Origin of the sequence: Formosa haliotis, from assembly GCF_001685485.1 — a bacterium.
GTDB classification, from domain to species: Bacteria; Bacteroidota; Bacteroidia; order Flavobacteriales; family Flavobacteriaceae; genus Formosa; species Formosa haliotis.
In genome coordinates, this window is sequence record NZ_BDEL01000001.1 from 694,571 (window position 1) to 718,125 (window position 23,555).

15 protein-coding genes are annotated in these 23,555 nt (G+C 36.3%); all 15 read right to left on the reverse strand.

The window, feature by feature from the left end; genetic code table 11:
• Positions 1–94 precede the first annotated feature (94 nt).
• A complete protein-coding gene (locus A9D35_RS19070) occupies positions 95–1,027 on the reverse strand; it encodes a sulfatase-like hydrolase/transferase (protein WP_369692140.1) in 933 nt (310 codons plus the stop codon).
• 86 nt (positions 1,028–1,113) lie between these two features.
• A complete protein-coding gene (locus A9D35_RS19075) occupies positions 1,114–1,944 on the reverse strand; it encodes a sulfatase-like hydrolase/transferase (protein WP_235817837.1) in 831 nt (276 codons plus the stop codon).
• 23 nt (positions 1,945–1,967) lie between these two features.
• On the reverse strand, positions 1,968–4,145 hold the full coding sequence (locus A9D35_RS03020; RefSeq protein ID WP_369692195.1) for an Ig-like domain-containing protein: 2,178 nt from the start codon (positions 4,143–4,145) through the stop codon (positions 1,968–1,970).
• 35 nt (positions 4,146–4,180) lie between these two features.
• Positions 4,181–4,837, reverse strand: a complete 657-nt coding sequence (locus A9D35_RS03025) for an FG-GAP repeat domain-containing protein (RefSeq protein WP_066218837.1) — start codon at positions 4,835–4,837, stop codon at positions 4,181–4,183.
• Positions 4,838–5,393: 556 nt separating this feature from the next.
• Positions 5,394–6,344 (reverse strand): family 16 glycosylhydrolase, encoded by a 951-nt coding sequence (locus tag A9D35_RS03035; protein WP_066218842.1) that lies wholly within the window; start codon positions 6,342–6,344, stop codon positions 5,394–5,396.
• A 99-nt stretch (positions 6,345–6,443) separates the two neighbouring features.
• Positions 6,444–8,003 (reverse strand): SwmB domain-containing protein, encoded by a 1,560-nt coding sequence (locus A9D35_RS03040; protein ID WP_066218845.1) that lies wholly within the window; start codon positions 8,001–8,003, stop codon positions 6,444–6,446.
• Between the two features lie 10 nt (positions 8,004–8,013).
• Positions 8,014–9,738 carry a RagB/SusD family nutrient uptake outer membrane protein gene (locus A9D35_RS03045; protein WP_066218848.1) on the reverse strand — a complete coding sequence of 575 codons (1,725 nt, stop codon included), beginning with the start codon at positions 9,736–9,738 and terminating at the stop codon, positions 8,014–8,016.
• Between the two features lie 20 nt (positions 9,739–9,758).
• Positions 9,759–12,836 (reverse strand): SusC/RagA family TonB-linked outer membrane protein, encoded by a 3,078-nt coding sequence (locus tag A9D35_RS03050; RefSeq protein WP_066218854.1) that lies wholly within the window; start codon positions 12,834–12,836, stop codon positions 9,759–9,761.
• Between the two features lie 994 nt (positions 12,837–13,830).
• On the reverse strand, positions 13,831–14,982 hold the full coding sequence (locus A9D35_RS03055; protein WP_235817930.1) for a glycoside hydrolase family 117 protein: 1,152 nt from the start codon (positions 14,980–14,982) through the stop codon (positions 13,831–13,833).
• 102 nt (positions 14,983–15,084) lie between these two features.
• Positions 15,085–16,113: an L-rhamnose/proton symporter RhaT gene (locus A9D35_RS03060; protein ID WP_066218860.1), complete on the reverse strand. Its 1,029-nt coding sequence runs from the start codon at positions 16,111–16,113 to the stop codon at positions 15,085–15,087.
• Positions 16,114–16,154: 41 nt separating this feature from the next.
• Positions 16,155–17,201: an aldose epimerase family protein gene (locus tag A9D35_RS03065; RefSeq protein WP_066218864.1), complete on the reverse strand. Its 1,047-nt coding sequence runs from the start codon at positions 17,199–17,201 to the stop codon at positions 16,155–16,157.
• A 9-nt stretch (positions 17,202–17,210) separates the two neighbouring features.
• The gene (locus tag A9D35_RS03070) at positions 17,211–18,305 is read right to left on the reverse strand and encodes a mandelate racemase/muconate lactonizing enzyme family protein (protein WP_066218867.1); all 1,095 of its coding nucleotides are present in this window, start codon (positions 18,303–18,305) and stop codon (positions 17,211–17,213) included.
• A gap of 14 nt (positions 18,306–18,319) precedes the next feature.
• Complete coding sequence (locus tag A9D35_RS03075) at positions 18,320–20,503, reverse strand: glycoside hydrolase family 3 C-terminal domain-containing protein (RefSeq protein ID WP_066218869.1); 2,184 nt, start codon at positions 20,501–20,503, stop codon at positions 18,320–18,322.
• A gap of 5 nt (positions 20,504–20,508) precedes the next feature.
• The gene (locus A9D35_RS03080; protein ID WP_235817838.1) at positions 20,509–22,020 is read right to left on the reverse strand and encodes a sulfatase family protein; all 1,512 of its coding nucleotides are present in this window, start codon (positions 22,018–22,020) and stop codon (positions 20,509–20,511) included.
• Positions 22,021–22,099: 79 nt separating this feature from the next.
• Positions 22,100–23,554: an aldehyde dehydrogenase gene (gene aldA / locus A9D35_RS03085; protein WP_066218873.1), complete on the reverse strand. Its 1,455-nt coding sequence runs from the start codon at positions 23,552–23,554 to the stop codon at positions 22,100–22,102.
• Between the last annotated feature and the right edge of the window lies 1 nt (position 23,555).

Genomic DNA, 23,555 nt, shown 5'->3' on the forward strand with positions numbered 1-23,555 from the left:
TAAAAACCTGAAAGGTCTTTTACCATCCTTTGCAGGAAGCCAAAATCAATAATACCAAATCCACAAAATAACCTCTTCAGAATAGCTTAAATATCTATATTTTTATAGTAGGTATTATTTGTTTAGGAATGTTTAATTCTCGATCGTGAGCACCTTCATAAATAGTACTCATATTATATAAATTTGCTTTACTCCAATCGCATTCTATACGTTTGTCTCCCAGAACAATTTTACCCAACTTATTACGAAACCATTCAGCCAAATCTTTATACGCAGGATCGTTTGCTACGTTCTTAGTCTCGTCTGGATCTATACGAAGATCGTATAACACGAGTTCGGCTTTTTCAACAGGACACTCTAAAGCCCAATTAATATTTTCATTTAAATACGGCTTATTTGAAGGTCTTGTTCTCATGGAAAAAGCAAAATGATTAGAACGCAAATAGGCTCTAGGCCCAGCGACTAAGTTAATCTCACCAATTACATAATCTCTTACTTCCTTTTCTGTTTTTAAGGTCTTTAACAAGTTAATACCATCTAAATAATTATAAGCTTTATTCTGAATGGGCACCTGAGCCTCAGCTAATATCGTTGGAGCCACATCTACATATTCTACTAACTGATTGGATATTTTTCCTTCCGGGACTTTTTCTTTATTTGAAGAAACAACAATAATAGCACTATTTGTTGATTGTTTCCAGGGACCAAATTTGGCCTCTATACCTTGCTCTCCGAGGTGCCAACCGTGATCTCCAATTGTGAAAATTATTAAATATTCCTGATTATTCTTTTTACAATACGCTTTAAAGTTTGCAACGGCCACTCCTATTAGTGCATCGCCATGCGCACAAAACGCATAATAATCTTGAATGGCCTGTTGTTTTTCTTTATAGCTCATTCTAGACATGTTTAAATCGTTATACAACTTAACCATTTGAGGCGGAAGGTTCTCTAACTCAGCCTCATTGAACTCAGGGATTTTATAAGTTTTGGTTTTAAAACTGTCGCGAAATTTCTTAGGAGGCAAAACCGGAGTATGTGGTAAATGAAAACCTAAATTTATTAGTAACGGCTTTGCTGTATTAGCTCCCCTTGCCTGCGCTCCATAACTTGTTACATAAGTGCTATTTTCATTTTTAAGTAGTTGTTAAACTCTTGCACAATCATAGCATCTATCGTTTTGTTGGCTGGCATTGGATTGAGACCTCCAATAATTAAATTGGGGTTAGAACGGGTGTAAGATCTTAAAATTTCAAATTCGTTTTCGATGTCTTGTCTTTTCTTAATATCTGCTTCACTAATAATACCATCATTTCTTTCGGAAAAATAACTTTCAATAGTACCATTAGGCCTTTTTACACTTTCGATGGTTCCTGTATACCTTGCCTGACCATTAACCATTTCTAAAGGGTTCTTACCCCAAAGGTCGCCAATACCATTTTTTTGTAAATCGTGTTTAAAGTGTACGATAAATTCATAATGCTTAGCATTGGAAAAGCTTGGTTTACCTTCCCATTTGTATATATACTCACCTGTTTTTCCGAACTGAGCGGTACCATATCCTTTTTGCTGTAAAGTTTGCCCAAGTGATGGCTTTACAAAATCTGGATTTTGATGCGTTAATTCAAAGCCATAATGCCCGGCTCTAAAAGGATAACGCCCACTAATTAACGAGCCTCGAGATGGGCCACAAGCAGGCGAGTTTGTAAAGGCGTTTGTAAACAACACGCCTTCGCTAGCTAACTTATCTATATTGGGAGATGAAACATACCCCAAGACACTATTTTTCTGTCCTCTAGTTGCTAAATTGTAAGCAGAAATGGCATCTGGCCTATGATCGTCGGTAATAATCCAAAGAATATTGGGCGCGTTTTGTGCCACACTTGAAAAAATATTAAAACATAATAAAACAAATACGGAAATATAATTTTTTAAAAATTTCATGCCCTTTTGTGTATTTGATTATTCTATTTAATTACTAAAGGATAAACCTGATCATTATACATGATGCCATCGCTGGATGTAAAGGTTGCGCGCAACATATAGAATTGACCTTCTGGCAAATCTTTTGTTGGTGTTAAACCTTTAAGAGAAAAGGTTTTTACAGCTTTACCAGACACTTTGTTAAGTGCAGTTTCATCAACGAAAACCACGTCTTTAATAGGCACCCATTCATTTTTAAAATGACGCAACCACAAACGCACACCACCTTCATCGGCATTTATAACTTTATGTCCAGACCCCGCGTGATATTCGGCTTCAACAGTAATGTTATCTCCGACATTAAAGCTGTTGAATTTTTCTTTATTCAAAAGCTTAATAAAAGGTTTCACAAAAGCCTCCACGTTTATCATAGTATGAGCGCTAACTTTAGGGTTTTCAGCCGAAGCTACAGTAATTTTAGTTTTGCCTGCTTTTTGAGCCTTTACCTTTCCTAAGTCATCAACTGTAGCTACTTCAGGATGACTACTTTCCCAAACTAAATTTTGATTATCGGCGTATTTCGGATTTAATGTTGTTTCCAATTGCAAGGATTCATTCTCAAACAAAGTAACCTGCGCTTCAGATAAAACAATCGTTTCAATAGGTTGCGCATACCAATCAACAATACTTATTTCTTTTGAAGCCTTTAAACCATTAGCCGTACTTGTTGCTGTAATTGTCGCTTTCTCACCGATGTTCCCAACAGCTTCAACTACGCCATCTATTCCAACTTTTAAAACCTCTGGATTACTGGAAACCCATTGCACCTCTTGATTGGCGTTTTTAGGTGAAGCTTTTATTGTTAATGGCATGGAAGTACCCTTTCTTATTTCGGAAACATTATTAACTATAACCACCCCTTCTGGATCTAATTTATTCGTATCGATTATGCCGTTAGCCGCCTTATTATTAAACACAACCGTTTCACCATTTCGCCATCTCACGGTTACGCTTTCTATTTTAGTTTCAGTCCCTAAACCAAAATGTACCATATTTAATAAACTTTGAGAAAACACTTCGCCAGCCGAGCCTACGCGTTTACGGTATTCGTGATTTGCAGTCTTTACAATAACCTCAGCAGAAATGGCATCGATATTCGATTTTGGGGCATAACCAACACGTACTAAAGCATAATTACCGCTACCCGGATTTTTATTCGCATACAAATACCACATACCGCCTTCACTACCATTTAGCAGGTCTAAACCACCATCTAAATCGAAGTCGAAAGCCTGTCCCATATCGCCATTTCCAGCATCACCAATAGCATTGGCGCCGTGCATGGTAACGGTTTCAAAAGCGCCATTCCCTGTGTTTAGCAACATATAATCGGAAGTTCTAGACCCAATAAAGCCCCAACGGTACACAAATATATCTTGGTAACTATCGTTGTTAAAATCTCCCACAGTAACCCCTAAAGAATTCCCTCCGGGCTGGATGTTATAAGCTTCAGAAACATCTGTAAACACCCCATTATCATTCCTAAGTAAAATATCCTGAACATTTCTATTTTGAGGTACAAATTCGGGCATTACAGCTTCTACACCAGACAAACTAAATCGATACGACCAGAATAAATCGCCATTTCTAACCAAAGCTGCTTTCCATTTGTTTTCGCCTATGGCTCCAATATAAAAACCATCAGCCGAAATATCTTCTGGCCAACCTTGAGCCGTTTTGCTATCAATTTCGAAATCTTGACCCGAAGGTATTAGAGCTTCTTTTTTGTTTTCACCTAAAAAAATAGGATAGGTTTTTCCTCTATAATCGCCTTGCGCTAAGTAATAGTAGTTGTGAAGTTTAATTTTATTGTCGCCAATAAACTCAAAAGCATCAACGCCTTTATAACCTCTGGTTTTAAGTGCCATTTCTTTATTTACAGGATCGCTGTCTAACGAGGGTGTTTCGCCTTTTCCGCCTTCAAATTCTAGTCCGCGAGCTAAATACAAATCTAAATCGCCATCATTATCGATATCTACATCTGCAAGTGCCATAATTTGCTTGTATTCAGGAAGGTCCTTTAACATTTTAGCAGTAACCTCTTTAAAGGTGAAATCGCCATTACCTTTCCAAATAGACAATGGGCCGTATAAAATGATATCATCAATGTGATCGCCATTAATATCGGTTATTAAAGCACGCGAAGGATGTGCATCTTGAATTCCAGGTACATCTTTAAACTTAAAAGTACCATCGCCTAAATTTTCATAAAAGAAATGCTGTGGTTTTTCCTTTTTAAACCTTCTTCATTCACCAACATTAAATCTAAATCGCCATCCAAATCGTAATCTGCCCAACGTGCACCTCTCCCCCTAGCGCCACGGGTAATACCAACATCGCCTGTAAATCGAATAAAATTAGAGTAATCATTTTTATAATAATTGGCAATGGAAGGGTTCGCTCCATTTCCACCACCTTGGGTAACGACTAAATCTAAATCGCCATCATTATCATAATCTCCAAGCGCAGTACCATGCAAATCGTGCATGTACCAACGGGCGAGATTTTGACTGTGTTTTGTTACTGTGCCGTCACCATTATTCCAATACAGTTTACTTGATTCTTGGTTGTGGTTGTTCACTATAAAATCGTAATAACCATCTTGATTAATATCGGCTATGGAAGGTCCGCCATATTTTATAGAATTCACACGATCCAGTCCTGCAGCTTCACTGATATCTGTAAACTTAGGAATCTCAAGGTTTCCAGCATCCTCTACAATTATTTTATGAATGGTCATTTCGGCATCTCTAAGCGAAAGTTTGAAATTTACGTCTCCCAATTCTTTAAATTCAATTAAAGCATTTACTTTTTGAAGCCCAGATTTTGAAATATTTAAATTATCTAAAAGCAATGCCCCATCAGCAAATAAACTCAGACTACCATAGGAATTATTATTAGTTAAATTAATAGTGATTTTTTAACCTTACTCCCTTTAATTTCAGCATTAAAATTAAGTGGCTTTAAACTTTCTACAGGACTAGAATTACCGAGTATTTCATTAGTATTTGATTCCATCTTAACACAAGATTGAACCATTATAATGATATAAAGGCATAGGAATTTTAGAATTGTTTTGCTTTTAGAATAATAAATTTTTTGATGCATCATATTTAGAGTGTTTGGTAAAATCTATTCAAAAGAAGAAAAATATTGGAGTGGTATTTTTCTTGTGATTCGATAGTTTTTTTCTGTTTAATTGAATTTATAAATTTGATGAAAAATCAGAAGCAAACAAGAAATATCTACTAGACAATAACTATACAGGCTACTAATTTTATGATTAAAAAGAATAGATTTCAGAAAAACAACTTAAAACAAGACTTAGGTTTTACATTTAGTTTAACCCAATAAAAAAAAGCCAAATCAAAGAAATGATTTGGCTTAAAAACAATAAAATACAAACACTTCTATTCTGGTTTATACACACGAATCCAGTCTACTTTCATAATGGTTTTTTCTTCGTTGGTTACTGTAGGATCGGTTAAGAAATCTATAGCACCATCGCCTTGACTTTCGCTAGATCTCCAAGATTGAGCTGCTGCACTAATAATCATGTGCATAGGTTTGGTTAACCCATTACCATTGGTAAAATTTTTAGGATCAATTTCATCTACCGGTGTTTTTCTAACCATTTTCCCGTCTACATAATACGATAACGACCAAGGATCTTCCCATAACACACCATAATTGTGGTACTCGTCGGACCAAACTGTATTTTTTCCGTCGGCATACCAAGTTTCTAGGCCTTCTGGTTGATAATCTTGAAAAGGATCTCTAATAAATACATGATGACTTAAATGTAATCTTTTAGAGAAGTAATCGCTGCTTTTAGCTCCAAAAGCTTCTAAATTATCTATTTCCTCTGTAGAATCATCGCTTAACATCCAAACTGCAGAAGACAAAACCGATTCACTAAGTTTTACACGAACTTCCATATATAACGGGTATACGGCTTTTTCTTTTGAGCTAATACAACCAGTTTTTATTGTGTTTCCGTCTATATTTGCTTTAAATACTAATTCGCCATCAACAATTGAGGATTGCTCAGGCATGTATCTTGTTATACCAGGACCCGTCCAGCCATTAAAAAATGAATCTTGCCAGTTATTCGTAAATGCTTCAGATGCTTTTCCTTCATCGGCATTGAATTCATTCGAGACATTTGGTTGAATAGTCCATGATTTTCCATCTTCAGGGCTAGGCAAAAATGGCACTTCATTTTCTTCTGGAATGGTGGTATCTTCGTCTTTTATCTCTGTGTCTTCATCATGGGAATCATTAGAACTACATGTCGTACAAAAGACTAAAAGCAGCATAACGAAAAAAGGTTTTATTAAAATTAAATTTAATGGTTTCATAATATAAAATTAAAGGTGATGCATTTTTGATTAAAAAATCCCAATTGGCTAAATGCCTCTTGGGATTTAAAAACAAACAAAATAGGTAATACAATATGTTTAAGGCCTTAAATTGGCTTCGATTAAAGTTAAGTTATCCATATAAAACTTAAGTTCTTGTGGATTATTTTGATTATTTGCTCTAATACTAATTGTTGTAGGACCAGCCTCGGCAAACTCCACAATTTGGGAACTATAAACCCACTCGCCTACTGCATAATCTGCCGTAAATGTAGGATTACCTCCAACACTCCAATCGGTTGCTGGTGCCCAGTAAAAACGTACATCTGGAGGTAATGCATCTGGTAATATTTGACCTAAAGATTCTACATATACCCAAACACCTAATTCATAAGCTTGCCCAGCTTTAACCGTGAACGATGCTTTTTCTCCTGCACTATCTACCTGGCCAATAATCATTCCTCCTCCAGCATCTACCACAACGTATCCACTTTTATCACCATCGTAAGCTTGCGCTGTACTAATATTAAATTTATATTTATCCCAAGGTGTTCCCCACCATTGGTATACCCAGTCTGTAGACATCGTATTCTCAAATCCGTAATCCACTATACCATTATTAAATAAATTCTCTCCTCTAAACACCATAGGAACATCTGTTAAAGCGTCTACAGCAACTCCATCTAAGGTTTGTAAAGTACCCGGTGTATAAGAAACGGTTACTTGATCGTCATTATAAGTTGATTCATTTGCCAAGGTTAGTAAAACACGGTTTCCTTCTATAGCATCTACAGATGCACTTGCCACCATTGGGTTTAATACTGTTTCTCCGTTAGTAATGGTTACTGAGAAATCTGATGGATTTAAGGATTCAGGATCCATTTCTCTACTAAACTCCAATGCAATAGCATCTTCAAAATTATAAGTGGCATCTAAAGTAACAGGATCTGTCGACGCTATTACAGTTATAACATTTTCATAGCTTTCTATAGCTTCTCCAAAAGGACGGTCTCTTTTCGCTAATAAATCCAGTCCAAAAGTCCCCATTTTGCGGTACTTTACATCAACCGTTTCTGTGTTTTCTACAGCTAATGGTGTACCCCCTTCAAAATGCCATGTTGTGGTTTCTGGTTCACCTACAATGTTATAGGTATAACGAACAGAGCGGCTTGCTTCTATAATGTTCTCTGCACCCTCTGCAAAATTTAATGCGGCACCTAAAGTTCCGTCAGGATTGATATAATTTGCTGTAATATTAATACTTAAAGGATTTAAAATATTAACGACTATTGTAGTATCTAATTCTTTACCCATTAGATTTTCATCTACATAAGCATCATTTTTAAAGACTTGATGTAATTTCACATCGTACACTCCTGGTTCGTAAAAATAGGCCTTAACAATATCTTCTGATGACTGATTACCTTGTACGTTAGTTATGTTTTCTGGGAAGGTCCAAGTACGGGAAATTACACCTGGTGATACATCACCAAAAGTTATATAATTGCCCACTTCAACCTTATTCTCAAAATCCATTTGGCTGGTATAAATAACACGTTGGCTAGGCTCCTCCAAGTGTATGTCGTTATCGTCGTTACATGCCGTAAAACCTAGTGCGGCTATACACAGAACTTTAACTATATTTTTATATGTTTTCATGCGTTTCGTTTTAGTTGTTAATCTCAGGGTTAGTCTGTTGCTCTTGCACTGGAATTGGTAAGAAATCGTGTGCTGCAGGTTGGTAATTTACACTTGAAAGATTAAAATCTGGTCTTACACGTTCTTTAATAAATAATGGTGCAACACCATTCCCAGATATTTCTAAAATATCTTGATTGTTTTGTCTCCAAACTTCGTCTGCACGTAAATCATCGAAAACTTCTTTTACTATCCCCCAACGTACTAAATCTTTCCAACGGTGACCTTCGAAAGCCAATTCTAACGGACGTTCCACTCGTCTGATGTGTGTCATAACCGTTTCTTTAGTTGCTGATACTAAAGGCTGATTACCATGTACTTGCTTACTTATATGTAACTGTGGAAATTGACCTCCATTTTCATCCATATATTTTTGAAGAGTTATAACGCCTGCACGAGCACGAACCATATCGATATATCTAACAGCCTCGGCAACGTTTCCTGAACTTTCTAAAACCGCTTCGGCATACATTAAATATACATCGGCTAAACGAATATGACGGAAATTTATACCTGAACGACTGTTAGCATCTTCTTGTTTTAAATGATACCAGTTTGAATACTTCTTTATATAGGCACTTTGCCCGAAAGCCCATCCGCCACGTTCACCTACAGGAAGTAAATAATAATCTGTTTCTGCATTGATAGGTGCTATAGAAGCCGACATTCTCTTAGAATGTAAATTTCCATTATTGATTGAATTTGAAACGTCTACTTCGTCGCTGGTATACAATTCATGTAAATAATAAGACGGTAGTAACGTATTATATCCGCCAAAACTTAATTGTCCGAAAGCTCTAGAAATTGTTGTGGCCTCCGCACCGGTTTCATTTACATTATCGTCTACAATTTCTCCATTTGCACCTGGATTTACTTCAGAATTGTAAGCAACCTCAAAAATAGATTCTGAGTTAAATTCATTTTCATCTGTAAAATTATCCATTATATCTGGTACCAAACTATACACACCAGAATCGATAACTTCTTTAAACAAACGGGCTGCTTCTGTATAATTTTCATCGAATAAATATACTTTTCCAAGCATACTTTTCGCTGCACCTACAGTAATACGACCTAAATCTCCAGACGACCAATTTCTTGGCAAATGCGCTTCTGCATATTGCAAATCTGGAATTATAATAGCATTTGTTACGTCTTCTATAGAACTAAATGGCTTAGCGAAATCTTCTTTAGTTTCTGCAACCTTGGTATGAATTACTGCACCGCCATAGGTATGGGCTACTTGAAAATAAAAGAAAGCTCTTAAAAAGTGTGCTTGTGCTGCAATACTCTCTCTTTCTCCAACACCAAATGAAGCTTCGGTAGTTTCTAAATTTTGTAATATTTGGTTTGTTCTAAAAATACCAATATACAATTCGTTCCATTTATCGGTTACATAATAGGTACCATCGTTAAATGTTAAGTTTCTGAAAGCAAACGGACGATACCAAGATTCGGTACCTCCTATATCTCCCATAATCATATCGTAAACCAAACCACCACCACTAATGTGTTGAAATTGTAACGCACCATAAGCGGTTACCAAAGCGGATTGAAATTGCGTAGAGGATTTCCAAAACGTATCTGTTGTTATCGTATTTGGATTACTTTGGTCTAGAAAATCTTCGGTACAACCTGCTAGCAAAAAGACGCTTAAAACAGGTAGTATAATATATGTTTTTATTTTATTTTTCATGTTCTTACTTCTTTAATACATTAGAATTTTAATTGCATTCCGATAATAAATCTACGTGATACCGGATAGTTTCCACGGTCAACACCACGTGTGAATATTCCATCTCCTCCTACTTCTGGATCGTATCCATTATAATTGGTAAATGTAAATGGATTCATTGCTGTAAAATAAATTCTAGCGTTACTAATGACTTTGGTATCTAGCGTTGGAATGGTATATCCGAAGGTTATATTTCGGATTCTTAAATAAGAACCGTCTTCTAAGAAATAGTCTGAACGCGCTCTAATACTATTATCAAATGCATTTTCTCTAAATGTTGGAACATCTGAATTTGCATTTTGTGGCGACCACATATAGTATTGCTCATTATGACGACCTTGAGTATAGGCGTATAAACGTGCTCCATTATAAATTTTGGCACCTTGAGAATAATACGTTTGTACGTAAAAATCGAATCCTTTATAATCTAGATTTAAATTAAAACCTGCTTCAAAATCGGCTTGTCCAGATCCGGAATATACACGGTCGTTTTCATCTATTTTACCATCGTTGTTTTGATCGATATACATCATATCTCCCATTTGAGAACTCGCTTCAATTTTTCTGTATTCGTCTAATTCTTCTTGTGTTTTAATAATACCTGCATGCTGTACTAAGAAAAATGCACCAGCTTCGTAACCTTCAGCTAAGAACGTAGTATAATCAACGTTTTCTCCTAAAGACACTACAGGTCTACCATTTCCATAGCCACGCTCTACACCATTAAGATCGGTTACTTCGTTCACATTTTTAGTAAAGGTACCCGCCAAGTTATATTTTAAACCTCCCGAAGTTTCACCTCTATAAGACAAGGCTAATTCCATACCTTTATTCACCATATTCCCCGCGTTTGTAACACGTACATCGTAGGTACCTAAGGCTCTTGGGTGATAAGTTCCAGAAGATGCAGGTAAACGTTCTTGAATTAACATATCCTCTTTATCTGTCTGATAAAAATCTGCGGTAAAGTTTAAGCGATTATTAAACATCCCTAAATCAAGACCAATGTTTTTAGAAATACTGGTTTCCCATTTAATATTAGGATCGGAATACCGTCTTTGAATAGCACCGTTACTTATTTCTTCATTAGGACCAAACGGATAGTTTACCCCACTTTCTATTTGCGCTGTAAATGAATATGCTGGAATGTTTTGGTTTCCAACTTCAGCCCAACTCGCTCTTAGTTTTAAACTGTTAATGGCATCGACATTAAAGAAAGATTCTTCACTAATATTCCAACCTGCAGAAAATCCTAAGAAATCACCATAACGATTACTTTCACTAAAATTTGAAGATCCATCACGTCTGTAACTTGCAGAGAATAAATACCGCTCGTCATAGTTATATTGTACTCTAAATAATTTTCCAGTTAGTGTATTTACTAAATCATAACTACTAGGTTTCAAGGCTTCATTTCCTGCTCCTAACACCGGCGTATCATTACTTAACAACCCAATAACACCGGTACTTACTTGTTTCGAAGTATATTTTTCGAACGATAAAACCCCTAATAAGTTTAAGTTATGCTTACCGAAACTTTTGTTGTACTTAAATAAGTTTTCTAAAACACGACGTTCTGTGAAAAGAAAATCTTCATTTAATTGAGCATCTTCTCTAGAAGCTGTTGGGTTAAAGTCTCCCTGATAATCGTAAACTAAATATTGGGGTCTAAAGAATTTTCTTCTATAATCGTAAGTGTTACGACCAATGTTTAATTGATAACTTAATCCTTCAATAAATTCATATTCTAAATTAACTGCTAAGTTCGAACTATTAACCACGCGATCATCGTCATTTTGTAACTGACTAGATAGGTAACTGTATTGAATTGCATTTCTTACAGGAATTGTAACCGAGTTATCTGCACCTGTACCTTGAATTTGGCTAAGTGCTGGTTGCCAAGGAGTCTGAGCGATAGCATATTCATACAATGCCCAAGGTTCTTGTTCTCTATTTTCTTGTTGCAGTGCTACACTTGCAAAGGCTCTAAATTTTCCTTTTTTGAATTGTCCGTTTAAACGCGTGCTTAAACGATCGAAACCAGAATTAATTAAGATTCCATCCTGATTAAAGTAATTGGCACTAAAATTCAAGGTTACATTTTCTGTTCCTCCAGAAATACCTAAATTATAATTTTGAATCCCAGCATTGTTATTCTGAACATCGCCAACAAAATCACTGTCATAATCTAAAGCGTCTGGATTAAAGAAAAAGATTAAAGGATCTCTCCCTAACGCTTCTAGTTTTACCTTTTCAGCATACATTTGTTGTTGCGTATTCATTAATGGTGTACCCGATGTAATATTTTGCACACCTCCATAGGTACTAAAATCTACGGTTAAATTTCCAGTAGATCCTTTTTTAGTGGTTATTAAAATAACACCATTAGATGCTCTTGTACCGTATACCGCGGCAGCTGCACCATCTTTAAGAATATCTACTTTTTCAATTTGCTCGGTTGGAATATTTGGATCGCCTTGAAATGGAATACCATCTACTACATATAGAGGCCCTAGAGCACCAGAACTCACAGATCCTAAACCTCTAATTTGAATATTAGCGGCTTCTCCTGGTCTACCACTACTAGATTGTACATTAACCCCTGCAACTTGACCTTGAATGGATTCTCCTAAATCGGCAACAGGTGCTCTCGTAATAGTTTCTGAAGTTACCACCGCTACAGCTCCTGTAACTTCCTTTTTCTTTTGTGTACCATAACCAACTACTACAACTTCATCAAGACCTTGGGCATCTGGTTCTAAACTAACATTTAAAACGGTTTGAGTATTAAATGTTACCTCTTTTGTTTTGTATCCTAAATATGAATATACAAGAACATTCCCAGAATTAGCGTTTAAAGTATAAAGGCCATCGAAGTCTGTAACCGTTCCATTATTTGTACCCTTAATTAATATGGCAACACCCGGTAGCGGAATGCCATTTTCGTCTAATACTTTTCCACTAATGCTGCTTTGAGCATATGCATTAGTCATAGTTAATAGCAAGAAAGAACAAACGAGTATAAACTTGTTCCTCCATAGTTTTAGTTTTTGTTTCATATTTATGTGTTTAGTTTGTTAGTGCTTACTTGATAAATTGATAGACCAGTTTTTGTTTATTTGATAATTACATGACCGATTTATTATCAATTACTCAAGCCAACTGATGCTAATTTACAAATACATCAACGCGACACATTAAATTCATACTAGACTTAAACTAGACAAAGACCATAAACACTGAAAAACAACAAGTTACAACCTAAATTAGATCTAGTTTGTACAGTTTTATTGAGTGAAAATCTATTTAAAATTTTGAAATTGTGATTCAAATTTCAAAAAACTAAGACTATTTCGACACTTTTTATACGCCATAAATTTGATTTTTCATTATTTCGAATGAAAAAATAACAAATATTTAATAGTATCAATAATTTAAAACCCATATTATTATTGATATATCAAAATCTCATAATTTAATACTTTAAAAACTTACTGGAAGAACAATGAAATTTGTAATTTTTTTTTTTTTTTAAATTTAAGAATTAAACTTAAGGTTGTCCAGATCATTTAGCTCCGCTATTTTATTGATTTCTGCTTTAAAAATTATCATCAACATTTTTATTTGTATAGTATACTTCTCAACTTTATCTCACTTAAGCATTACAAAAGTGCCGTAAGTTATTTAGTAAACAAATGGATTTAAAATTATAATTTAAAGCGATTTATAATAGGATATTTACTATTGATGGACTTGTTTTTAACTCATAGTAAGACTGGAATTGTATTGATTTGGCTACTTATAATGACTTCCAATAGTTTAGAACGAGGCCTAATTTGATTATTGTAATGTCTCTCTTATTTAATTTTCTAAATATTTAAGTACCCACTTTAATAACGAATAGATGGTATTTTAACTAGTAAACTTATCTAAGATTGGTTTAAAAGAAACTAAATTCTAATGAACTAAAAAACACATTATTAGTGTTTTTAATTACAAAAAAAGCCTTCTAAAATGAATTAGAAGGCTTTTTTAATCGGGTGTATTTTATATCTATTTACTACTACTCTCTCCTTTAGCTACGTGAGTTGTTTTTCTATGCGACTCAAAACGCATAATGCTTTGATAATCGTAAGAGTTATAAATATGAGACAAGCCCCAACGTAAAATTTCGGTTGGTTCTTTTTCTACATCTGCAGTTCTATTTAAACCAATGGCGTGGGCATTCACTCCTGGAATCACCGACATAATTTCGAAGTTTATACCGTCTTCCGCCCATTGTATGGTATTTTTCTCTGGACCATCAGTAGTTATTAACGATGCAATCCCGCCATTATACGGCCATACACAAATTTCATGTCCGCTATTACTAATTGGGTTATACGGCGATTTTACATAAGGCCCTTTAGGATTATCGGCAATAGCTACACCATGACGAATTTGACGTCCACCAAAAGTAATCGCTTCACCCATTTGTTCACCTTTATAATACAAGTAGAATTTCCCTTTATAAGGAATAATGCAAGGATCGTGTACTTTATGGCTATCGAAATCTCCTTTTTTCTCTACTAAGAATCTGTTTTGTTCAGTTCCTTTCCAAACCCCATTATCTGCTGGACTTAAAATTGGTTCTTCACTTTTTGTCCAAGGCCCATCTGGCGAATTCGACCATGCTAAACCTACTTGATTTTTAACACGAACATTATAAGGTGATTTCACAGTCTGGTAACATAAATAGTACATGCCTTCATGTTCCATAATTTCCACAGTAAACACCGAACGATCATCATAACTTCCTTTCTCTCCTCTAGGCACAGCCATGCCTTCTTCTTTCCATGTCCAACCATCTTCTGAAGTGGCATACCAAATATCGCAACGATCCCACGGGAATACCTTATCATTTTCAATATCGCCAGCAAAACCATCGGTTTTTCCTGTAGATTTTGAATACCAAACATAATATTTCCCGTCGTGCTTAATCATTGCACTTGGGTCACGACGTACAACACCTTCTTCATACGCCAAATCTCCTTTTAAAGGTTGAAGTTGTGAAAACTCTATAAACCAGTCATTCCCTAAATCGGTTGGCCATTGTAAGGCTCTTTTTGATGCTGCGCTTAAATGGTTGACATCGGTTATTCCTAAAAAATCAATTTGTTCTGCGGTAGGCGCTTTAGGCTCCTCAGAAGTATTTTCCTTTTTCATAGTTTCAGAGTTTTTCTGACAAGAACTCGTCATAAATAATAGTACCATGAGTACCGTTACACTTAATTTATATTTCATGTTGTAAATATTTTAAATTATTAATTATAAAAAAGCTATTACCAAAACACCTGTAATCATTGCTGCCAAACCAATATATAATGACGTTTTAGCCGTTTTCGGTGCAGCAACCCATTCTTTTGTAAGAACACCTGCAGTCACTGCTGTTACTACAGATAACGTATTAAAAATAGCGTATCCTATAGAGCCACCTTCATGACCTAAAACAAAAGAAGAATACGCAAACACTATAGAAGCAGCAAAATTTAAAGCTGCCATGATACCCGCCATCGAAATATTTTTACCTGCTTCAGGCACCTTAAAACTGCTCCATAATTTCCTTTTAGACAACATAATTATGAAATATGGCACTACAAATACACCACCAGAAACATACACAATAAACATAGAAGCCACCGAAGATAACCAAGGTTCGTTTTCATGAGCTACAACAGTATTTCCTATAATGTTTTTTGCAACTTCTCCATCATGAGTAATTTCTAAAGCCACATTAAATCCTGTACATAAAATACCGCCTACAACAGCAATAATTATTCCTGTTAGCATATTGCCTTCGGCCTTATTATCTTCTGTTTTTTCAGCCACAGAACGTAAAATACCTGCTCGACCGTTAAAAATAATTCCTACCAAAATAATAGAAATTCCTATTAAAATGGTAATAATTTTTCCCTTATCTAACCCGCCTTCTTCTAATTGTGGTAATCCAGATAAACCCCAAGGTAATAAAGAGCCCACAACGATTATGGTACCAATAAAAATAGAGAATCCTAAAGACATCCCGATATAGTTGATGGCCTTTCCCCAAAGCATCATACCTACACCCCATAAGAATCCTGGAATTAACATTTTTAGGAGTACTGGAGCTCCAACATCGGTTAGCACTTGACTAAAGTTATTAATCATAGAAAAGGCTACCACAAATGGTATCACCCATAACATAAATAAGTAACATAAACCCCATGCATTTTCGAAGGCATAGTTTTTTATGTATTTTTCGGGCATGGCCCAAAAGCCGAGCATAATGCCCGCGGTAATCGCTAATAATATTCCCATAGTTTAATTTATTAAGTTAATGGTTTAATTGGTTCATGTTTCTACCAACCAAATTTAAAAATGGTGGTACTTTTAAAGGTGTCGCCAGCCTTGGTTACAGACTTTGGAGACCCATCAATGTTTGGTCCGTTTGGATAGCGGTGAGTTTCGCAACAAAATCCGCGGTATTTTCCAAATTTCTGACCGTTTTCACGTTGCAAGTCGTCTGATGTGTATTTACCCGTATACAGTAACATACAAGGCTCGGTGGTGTACACATCTAAACGTCTTTTTGTATTTCGATCTGTTATTGATGCCGTGTGTTTTAACTTAGAATCGTCGCCATCAAAAATGTAGAAATGCTCGAAACCATCGTTCATTTGTTTATGCACATCGCCAATAACTTTTCCGTCTCTTAAATCGTCAGCTTCTCCTTCAACATTTAAAATCTCGCCTGTAGCAGCTCCAGTTTCATCGGTTGCTAAGCGTTTATCGGAAAACACTTTGGCGGTATGATTTTCTATGTTTTCTGAAAACCCAGATAAGTTAAAATAGGTATGATTGGTTAACGACAATGGGGTGTCTTGATCTGGCGTTCCTTCGTACTGAATGGTTAATTCGTTATTGTTATTAAGTGTAAAGATTACTGAAACCTTTACATTACCAGGAAACCCTTCTTCTAAATCTTGACTTAACAAAGTCATTTTAATGGCTGAAGCATCTTTAGTATCGACTAAGGAAGCTTCCCATATTTTTTTATCGAAACCTTCAACACCACCGTGTAAATTATTATCGCCTGCGTTTTTTGCTAACTGAAACGTTTTTCCATTTAAGGAAAACTCAGCATTTTTTATTTGTGAGCAATAACGTCCAACAGTGCCTCCAAAATAAGGCGAATTGTTTTTATAAGCTTCAGAAAAATAACTCTCTAAAGTATCGAATCCACAGGTTATGGTCTCAATGGTTCCGTTAGCTTCAGGCACTTTTATAGAAGTGATTGTCGCGCCGTAATTGGTTATTTTAACTTCAACACCATTGGCATTTGATAAAGTAAACAACGCAATATCTTGATCTTTTAATTGCCCGAAATTCGTTTTTAATATCTTCATAAGTAGGGTTTAGTTTTGTTCGTACGGACTTAATTTTTCCCAGTTGAAAACAACACCAACACCTGGATAATCTGGTGCTACGGCACGGTGATTCTCCACCACTAAAGGTCTGGTTGTATATTGGTCTATCGGGAAACTATGCACTTCTAACCAACCTGAATTTGGTTGTGCAGAAACTAAACTCACGTGTAATTCTTGCATCCCATGCGAACAAGCTGGAATACCGTGTTTATCGGCCAATCTAGCAGCTGCTAACCATCCTGTAACCCCACCACAATTGGAAGCATCGGGTTGTACAAAAGATAGTTTTGATTGCTCCATAGCATACTCAAACTCGTGAATGGTATGTAAATTTTCACCCATTGCTAAAGGAAATCCAGTAGCATCAACAATCTCGGCGTAGCCTTTATAGTTATCTGGAATAATAGGCTCTTCAAACCACGTAATATTTTGGTCTTTAAACCCTTCAATGGCTTTAATAGCTTGCTCTACGGTCATGGAATAATTCGCATCCACCATAAAGGTTACATCTGGACCAATATATTCACGAACCGCTTTGATACGCTCTAAATCTTCCTCTAAATTTTCACGTCCGATTTTAATTTTTACGGCATTAAATCCGCTTTCCAAATAACCTTTCATATTACTTAAAAGCTTCTCAATTGGAAACATTAAATCGATACCACCGCAATAGGCTTTACAAGTATTTCCAGCGCCACCAGCCATTTTCCAAAGTGGTTGTCCTGCTTTTTTACAACGAATATCCCATAAGGCAATATCGACTGCCGATATTGCAAACGAAGCGATCCCACCACGACCTACGTAGTGAATGTGCCACTCTAAGAAATCGTAAATCCCCTCTACATCGGTACCATCTTTACCAATTAAAGCTTCAGTAAAATCGTGTTCTACCATGGCCTTAATGGCAAATCCGCCTTTTCCGCCGGTGTAAGTATATCCTGTGCCCTCGGTACCATCTTCTAAAGTGATGGTAACCGTTACCAATTCAAAATGATAGTGATCGCCATGTTTAGCGTCGGACATCACCTCTGGTAAAGGCACGGTGAATAATCTAGTTTTTATGTTTGCTATTTTTGTACTCATAATTATATGCTTTTTTAATGTAATTTAATCCCAAATTCAACCGGTTTTGAAGCGCCGAGCTTAGCACTTCGCTCACTTGGCAGGGCGTTAGAAATCGCAATTTTATACCGTCCTTTAAACCATGCCTTTTTACCTTCTAAATCGGTTTGATAAAAATCTTTATCGGTTAAAGTAAATGTCAATTCTTGTGATACATTAGGTTTCAATGCAACTCTTTTGAAGGCTTTTAAGGCATATTTTGGAAGAAAGCCTTTGTGGTCTTCAGGAATTAAATAAACCTGTACTACATCTTCTAAATGGATATCACTTTGATTTTTTACGTTAACTGAAAATGAAACCTCTTCCCCTTTTTTAATCGTTTTAGACTTTGGCGAAACGGCTTCAAATGAAATTTTACCATAACTCAATCCAAAACCAAAAGGATACATCGGTTCTTTTTCCATGTATTTATACGTACGTCCTTTCATGCTATAATCATCGAAAGGTGGTAATTGCTCCTCGTTTTTAGGAAATGTAATAGGTAAATGCCCTGAAGGTGATAAATCTCCAAAAATAACATCGGCAACCGCGTTTCCGCCTTGTTCACCAGGGTACCACATTAAAACTATAGCATCTACATAAGGTTCTACTTCTTCTAAAGACACCGGACTTCCTGTGCCTAGAACAAGAATTAGCGGTCCTTTTTTGTTTTTACTGACATCTTTAATGTAGTCGATTTGACTTTGTGGTAATTTTAAATCTTGTCGATCTCCTTTGTGTTGCGAGGCAATAGCATCGACTTCTTCGCCTTCAATTTCGTTTGAAATTCCAGCAACTAAAATGGTAGCATCAACGGTTTTTGGTACTTGAACTGCCCAATTTAAAGGGTTTAAATTATTTTGAAAAGGTAAAACACCAAGACGGTATTCTACGGAAGTGCCTAGTGACACCTTATCGGCAACACCTTCTAAAACGGTTACCATATTTGGAGACATCCCGTAATAATTCGCGATTAAAATTTCGGTTGAAGCTGCGAATGATCCTGTAACATACAGGGATTTTATATTTTTATCTAATGGTAAAACGTTGTTCTCATTTTTCAATAAAACGATTGATTGTTGAGACGCTTTACGAGCAATGTTTTTATGTTTTGCGGAATTGATCACTTCTGTTCCCAGTTTGGTGTATGGGTTACTAGCATCAGAATCAAAAAAGCCTAGTTTAAAACGGATTAAGAATAATTTTCGTAAACGCTCATCAATCAAGTCTTCAGAGATAAGTCCTTTTTTTACGGCAGATGCTAACTTTTGGTAAACCCATCCGCAGTTTAAATTCACACCAGCCAACATAGCAAGAGCAGCTGCTTCTTCCTGAGTCTTTGCTTTTTTATGACCTTTCATAATATCGCCCAAAGCCCCGCAATCGGAAACAATATAACCGTTGAAACCCCAAGCTTTCTTCAAAGTTTCATCTAATAAAAACGTACTACTTGTTGAAGGCTCGCCGTAAACAGCGTTGTAAGCGCCCATAACTCCTTGCACATCGCCTTCTTTTACCAAAGCTTCAAAAGCTGGCAAGTAAGTTTCATATAAATCTAATTTAGAAGGATCGGCATTAAAACTATGACGTAAAGCTTCCGGTCCCGAATGCACTGCAAAATGTTTGGCACAAGCGGTCGATTTAAAATACTTCTCGTCATCGCCTTGTAAACCTTCAACAAAGGCTACGCCTATTTTAGAAGTTAAAAACGGATCTTCACCATAGGTTTCTTGTCCGCGACCCCAACGCGGATCTCTAAAAATGTTCACGTTTGGCGACCAATAGGTTAATCCGGCATACATACCACGATTACCAATAGATTTTGATACTTGAAATTTGGCCCGTCCTTCATCTGAAATCGCATTAGCAACTTCTTTAATTAATTCCAGGTTAAACGTGGCGCCCATAGCAATCCCTTGAGGAAAAATAGTTGCTTTTCCGTTTCGAGCAACCCCATGTAATGCTTCATTCCACCAGTTATATTCAGGAATTCCTAAACGTGTTATGGCTGGAGAATCTGACATAAACTGACTGCATTTCTCCTCTAAAGTCATAGCATCAAGCAAGGCGTCTACCCTTTTTTCAAAAGGAAGAGCTTCATCAAACCAAACAAAAGATTGTTGGCTATTTGCTTGAAACAGACTTATAAAAAGACTTAAAATGAAGACAGATTTACGCATAAATTTTATTTTAATTCTAAATCTTCAATGTTTGAATAGGCATTGCCGCGTTTTGCGTTGAAATGCTCAACCATCAGTTTTAATTGTTCTGGGTTAGACTCTGCAAGATTTTGTTGCTGACCAGGATCTGTTTTCAGATTATACAATTGATATTCTGGAGAAATCCCGATTTCAATTTGAACATCTTCATAATAACTTTTGCCTTCGTATGGCGGAATCATAATCCAATCGCCTTCACGATACGCTGTTCTAGTATTCGCTTCTAATATTAAAGACTCACGTCCCTTTTGACTTTCGCCTAAAAATGCATTTAAAATGTCTTTGCTATCTGAAGGTTTTATGTCGCCATCAATTAATGTTGCAAAAGAAGCCATTAAATCCACCTGACAAACTAAAGTCTCAGACACTTGTGGTTTTATTTTTCCTTCCCAATAGGTTATAAATGGTACATGTGTACCTGCTTCAAACAAGCTATATTTTCCGCCACGAAGGCCACCTTTTGGATCGTGATCTCCTAGTTTTTCAACCGCATCATCTTCATAGCCATCATTTAAAACAGGGCCATTATCACTTGAAAAAACGATTAAAGTGTTTTCTAAAAGTCCTTCAGATTTAAGGGTATTTATAAATTCACCAATAACCCAATCCGCTTCTAAAATCACATCGCCACGAGGTCCTAAACCAGATTTTCCTTCAAAACGCGGATGAGGCGTTCTAGGCACATGCGGTTGCTGTAGGGCGTAATACAAGAAAAAAGGTTGATCTTTATGGTTTTTCACGTAGGTCTGCGCCTTCTCTAAAAAGTGATCGGCCATATCGATATCTTTCCACTTGGCTGCTTCACCACCTTTCATATAACCAATTCTAGGAATACCGTTTACGATGCTGTTGTTATGTCCATGATGCCATTTCATTTTAAGCATTTCAGGGTTTGAAATTGCTGTTGGCTCCCCTTCAAAGTTTTTATTATAATTCACTTCTATAGGATCGTTTGGATCTAATCCAACCAAATCACCATTTTCAATATATACCGTTGGCACGCGGTCTTGAGTTGCTGCCATGATGTATGAATAATCAAATCCTACTTCGTTAGGACTCGGTGAAATGTGCTTATTCCAATCGACGTGCCCCGAACCTAAACCTAAATGCCATTTCCCTACAACGGCCGTTTCATAACCTTTAGATTTAAAAAGTTTTGGAAGTGTTTCCTGAGTAGTCGAAATTAATAAAGGAGCCGTTCCTGGAAGGATTTTAGCATCCTTATTACGCCAAGGATACACCCCTGTTAATATGCCATAACGGCTTGGTGTACACGTTGCAGAGGTTGCATAACCATTAGTAAAGCGTACACCACCGTTAGCCAATTTATCTATATTTGGTGTTTGTAAAGCCGTTGCACCATAGCAACTTAAATCGCCATACCCTAAATCGTCTAAATAAATAACCACCACATTAGGTTGTGTTATGGTTTTTTCAGCTTTAATTTCAGCTTGTTTTTTATCACTTTTACAATGCATAAAAGTGATGCTTAACACCGCTAAAAGGAGGTATTTGAATTTATTCGGATTAGGGAAAATCATTATATTGACGTTTTAATTAAGCTTTATGTTTAATGTAGAATGTTTTCTTTTCTAAATACTGTTCGAAACCGTATTTACCATCTTCACCACCAGAACCTGATAATTTATATCCGTTATGGAAGCCTTGATGTTGTTCTCCATGTCCTCTATTCACATAGATTTCACCGTATTCTAACTCATCATTACACTTCATAATGGTGTTCATATCGTTAGTGAAAACCATAGCCGCTAAACCGTATTCACAGTCGTTTGCGTAACCAATAACTTCTTCAAAAGAAGAGAATTTAAGTACTGGTAAAATAGGTCCGAAAGACTCTTCATGAACAATCGTCATATCCTGTGTTACATTGGTTAAAACCGTTGGTTCGAACCAGAAACCTTTTTCAAATTGAGCGCCTTCTGGACGTTTTCCGCCTGTAGCTACTGTAGCGCCTTCTTCAATAGAAACGGCCACTAAATGCTCCATGTGCTTTAATTCTGAACCGTTTACTTTTGGTCCCATATCGGTTTCTTCTAGCATCGGGTCACCCACTTTTAAAGTTTTCACTTTAGCAATGAATTTTTCCATAAACACATCGTAAATACCTTCATGCACATACATACGTTCGTTACAGGTACATACTTGTCCGCAGTTATCAAAACGCGAATGTAAAGCCGCTTCAACTGCTGCATCGATATCGGCATCTTCAAACACGATAAATGGTGCTTTTCCACCCAATTCTAATTGAACATGTGTTAAGTTATTTGCTGCTAATCTTGCAATTTGCTGTCCTACAGGAGTAGATCCTGTCATGGTTACCATTTTGGTAATTGGATTTTCCACTAAGGCGTTCCCCATAACACGACCTGGGCCGGTTAGGATATTGATAACACCAGCTGGAATTCCTACTTTGTTAGCTAAATTACCTAACTCTAAAGTGGCTAAAGGCGTTTCGGAAGTTGGTTTAATAACAATCGTATTTCCTGCCACTAAAGCAGGACCTAATTTACGACCAGCTAAAGCTAATGGGAAATTCCAAGCGGTAATGGCAACAACCACACCACGAGGTACTTTTTGAATCCAAATTTGCTCGTTTGGGTTGTCTGAAGGAATGATATCCCCTTCAATACGACGTGCACCTTCACAAGCATATCTAATAAATGAAGCCGTAACAGACACCTCAAAACGGGCTACCTTTAGAAGTTTCCCTTGCTCTTTAGTTAATAAATTGGCTAAATATTCGTTATTAGCGTCTATTTCATCCGCCAATTTATATAATAATTCAGCACGTTGACGCGCTGGTAATTTTTTCCACTCTTTTTGAGCTTTATCGGCAGCTTCTAAAGCTTCATTAGCTTCTTCGGCAGTTCCGTTTTGTACGCGAGCAACAACTTCTTCAGTTGATGGGCTTACAATATCAATCGTTTCTCCTGATGTTGATGTTCTCCATTCTCCGTTAATGAATAACTGATAGTCTTTTATTTTTGTCATA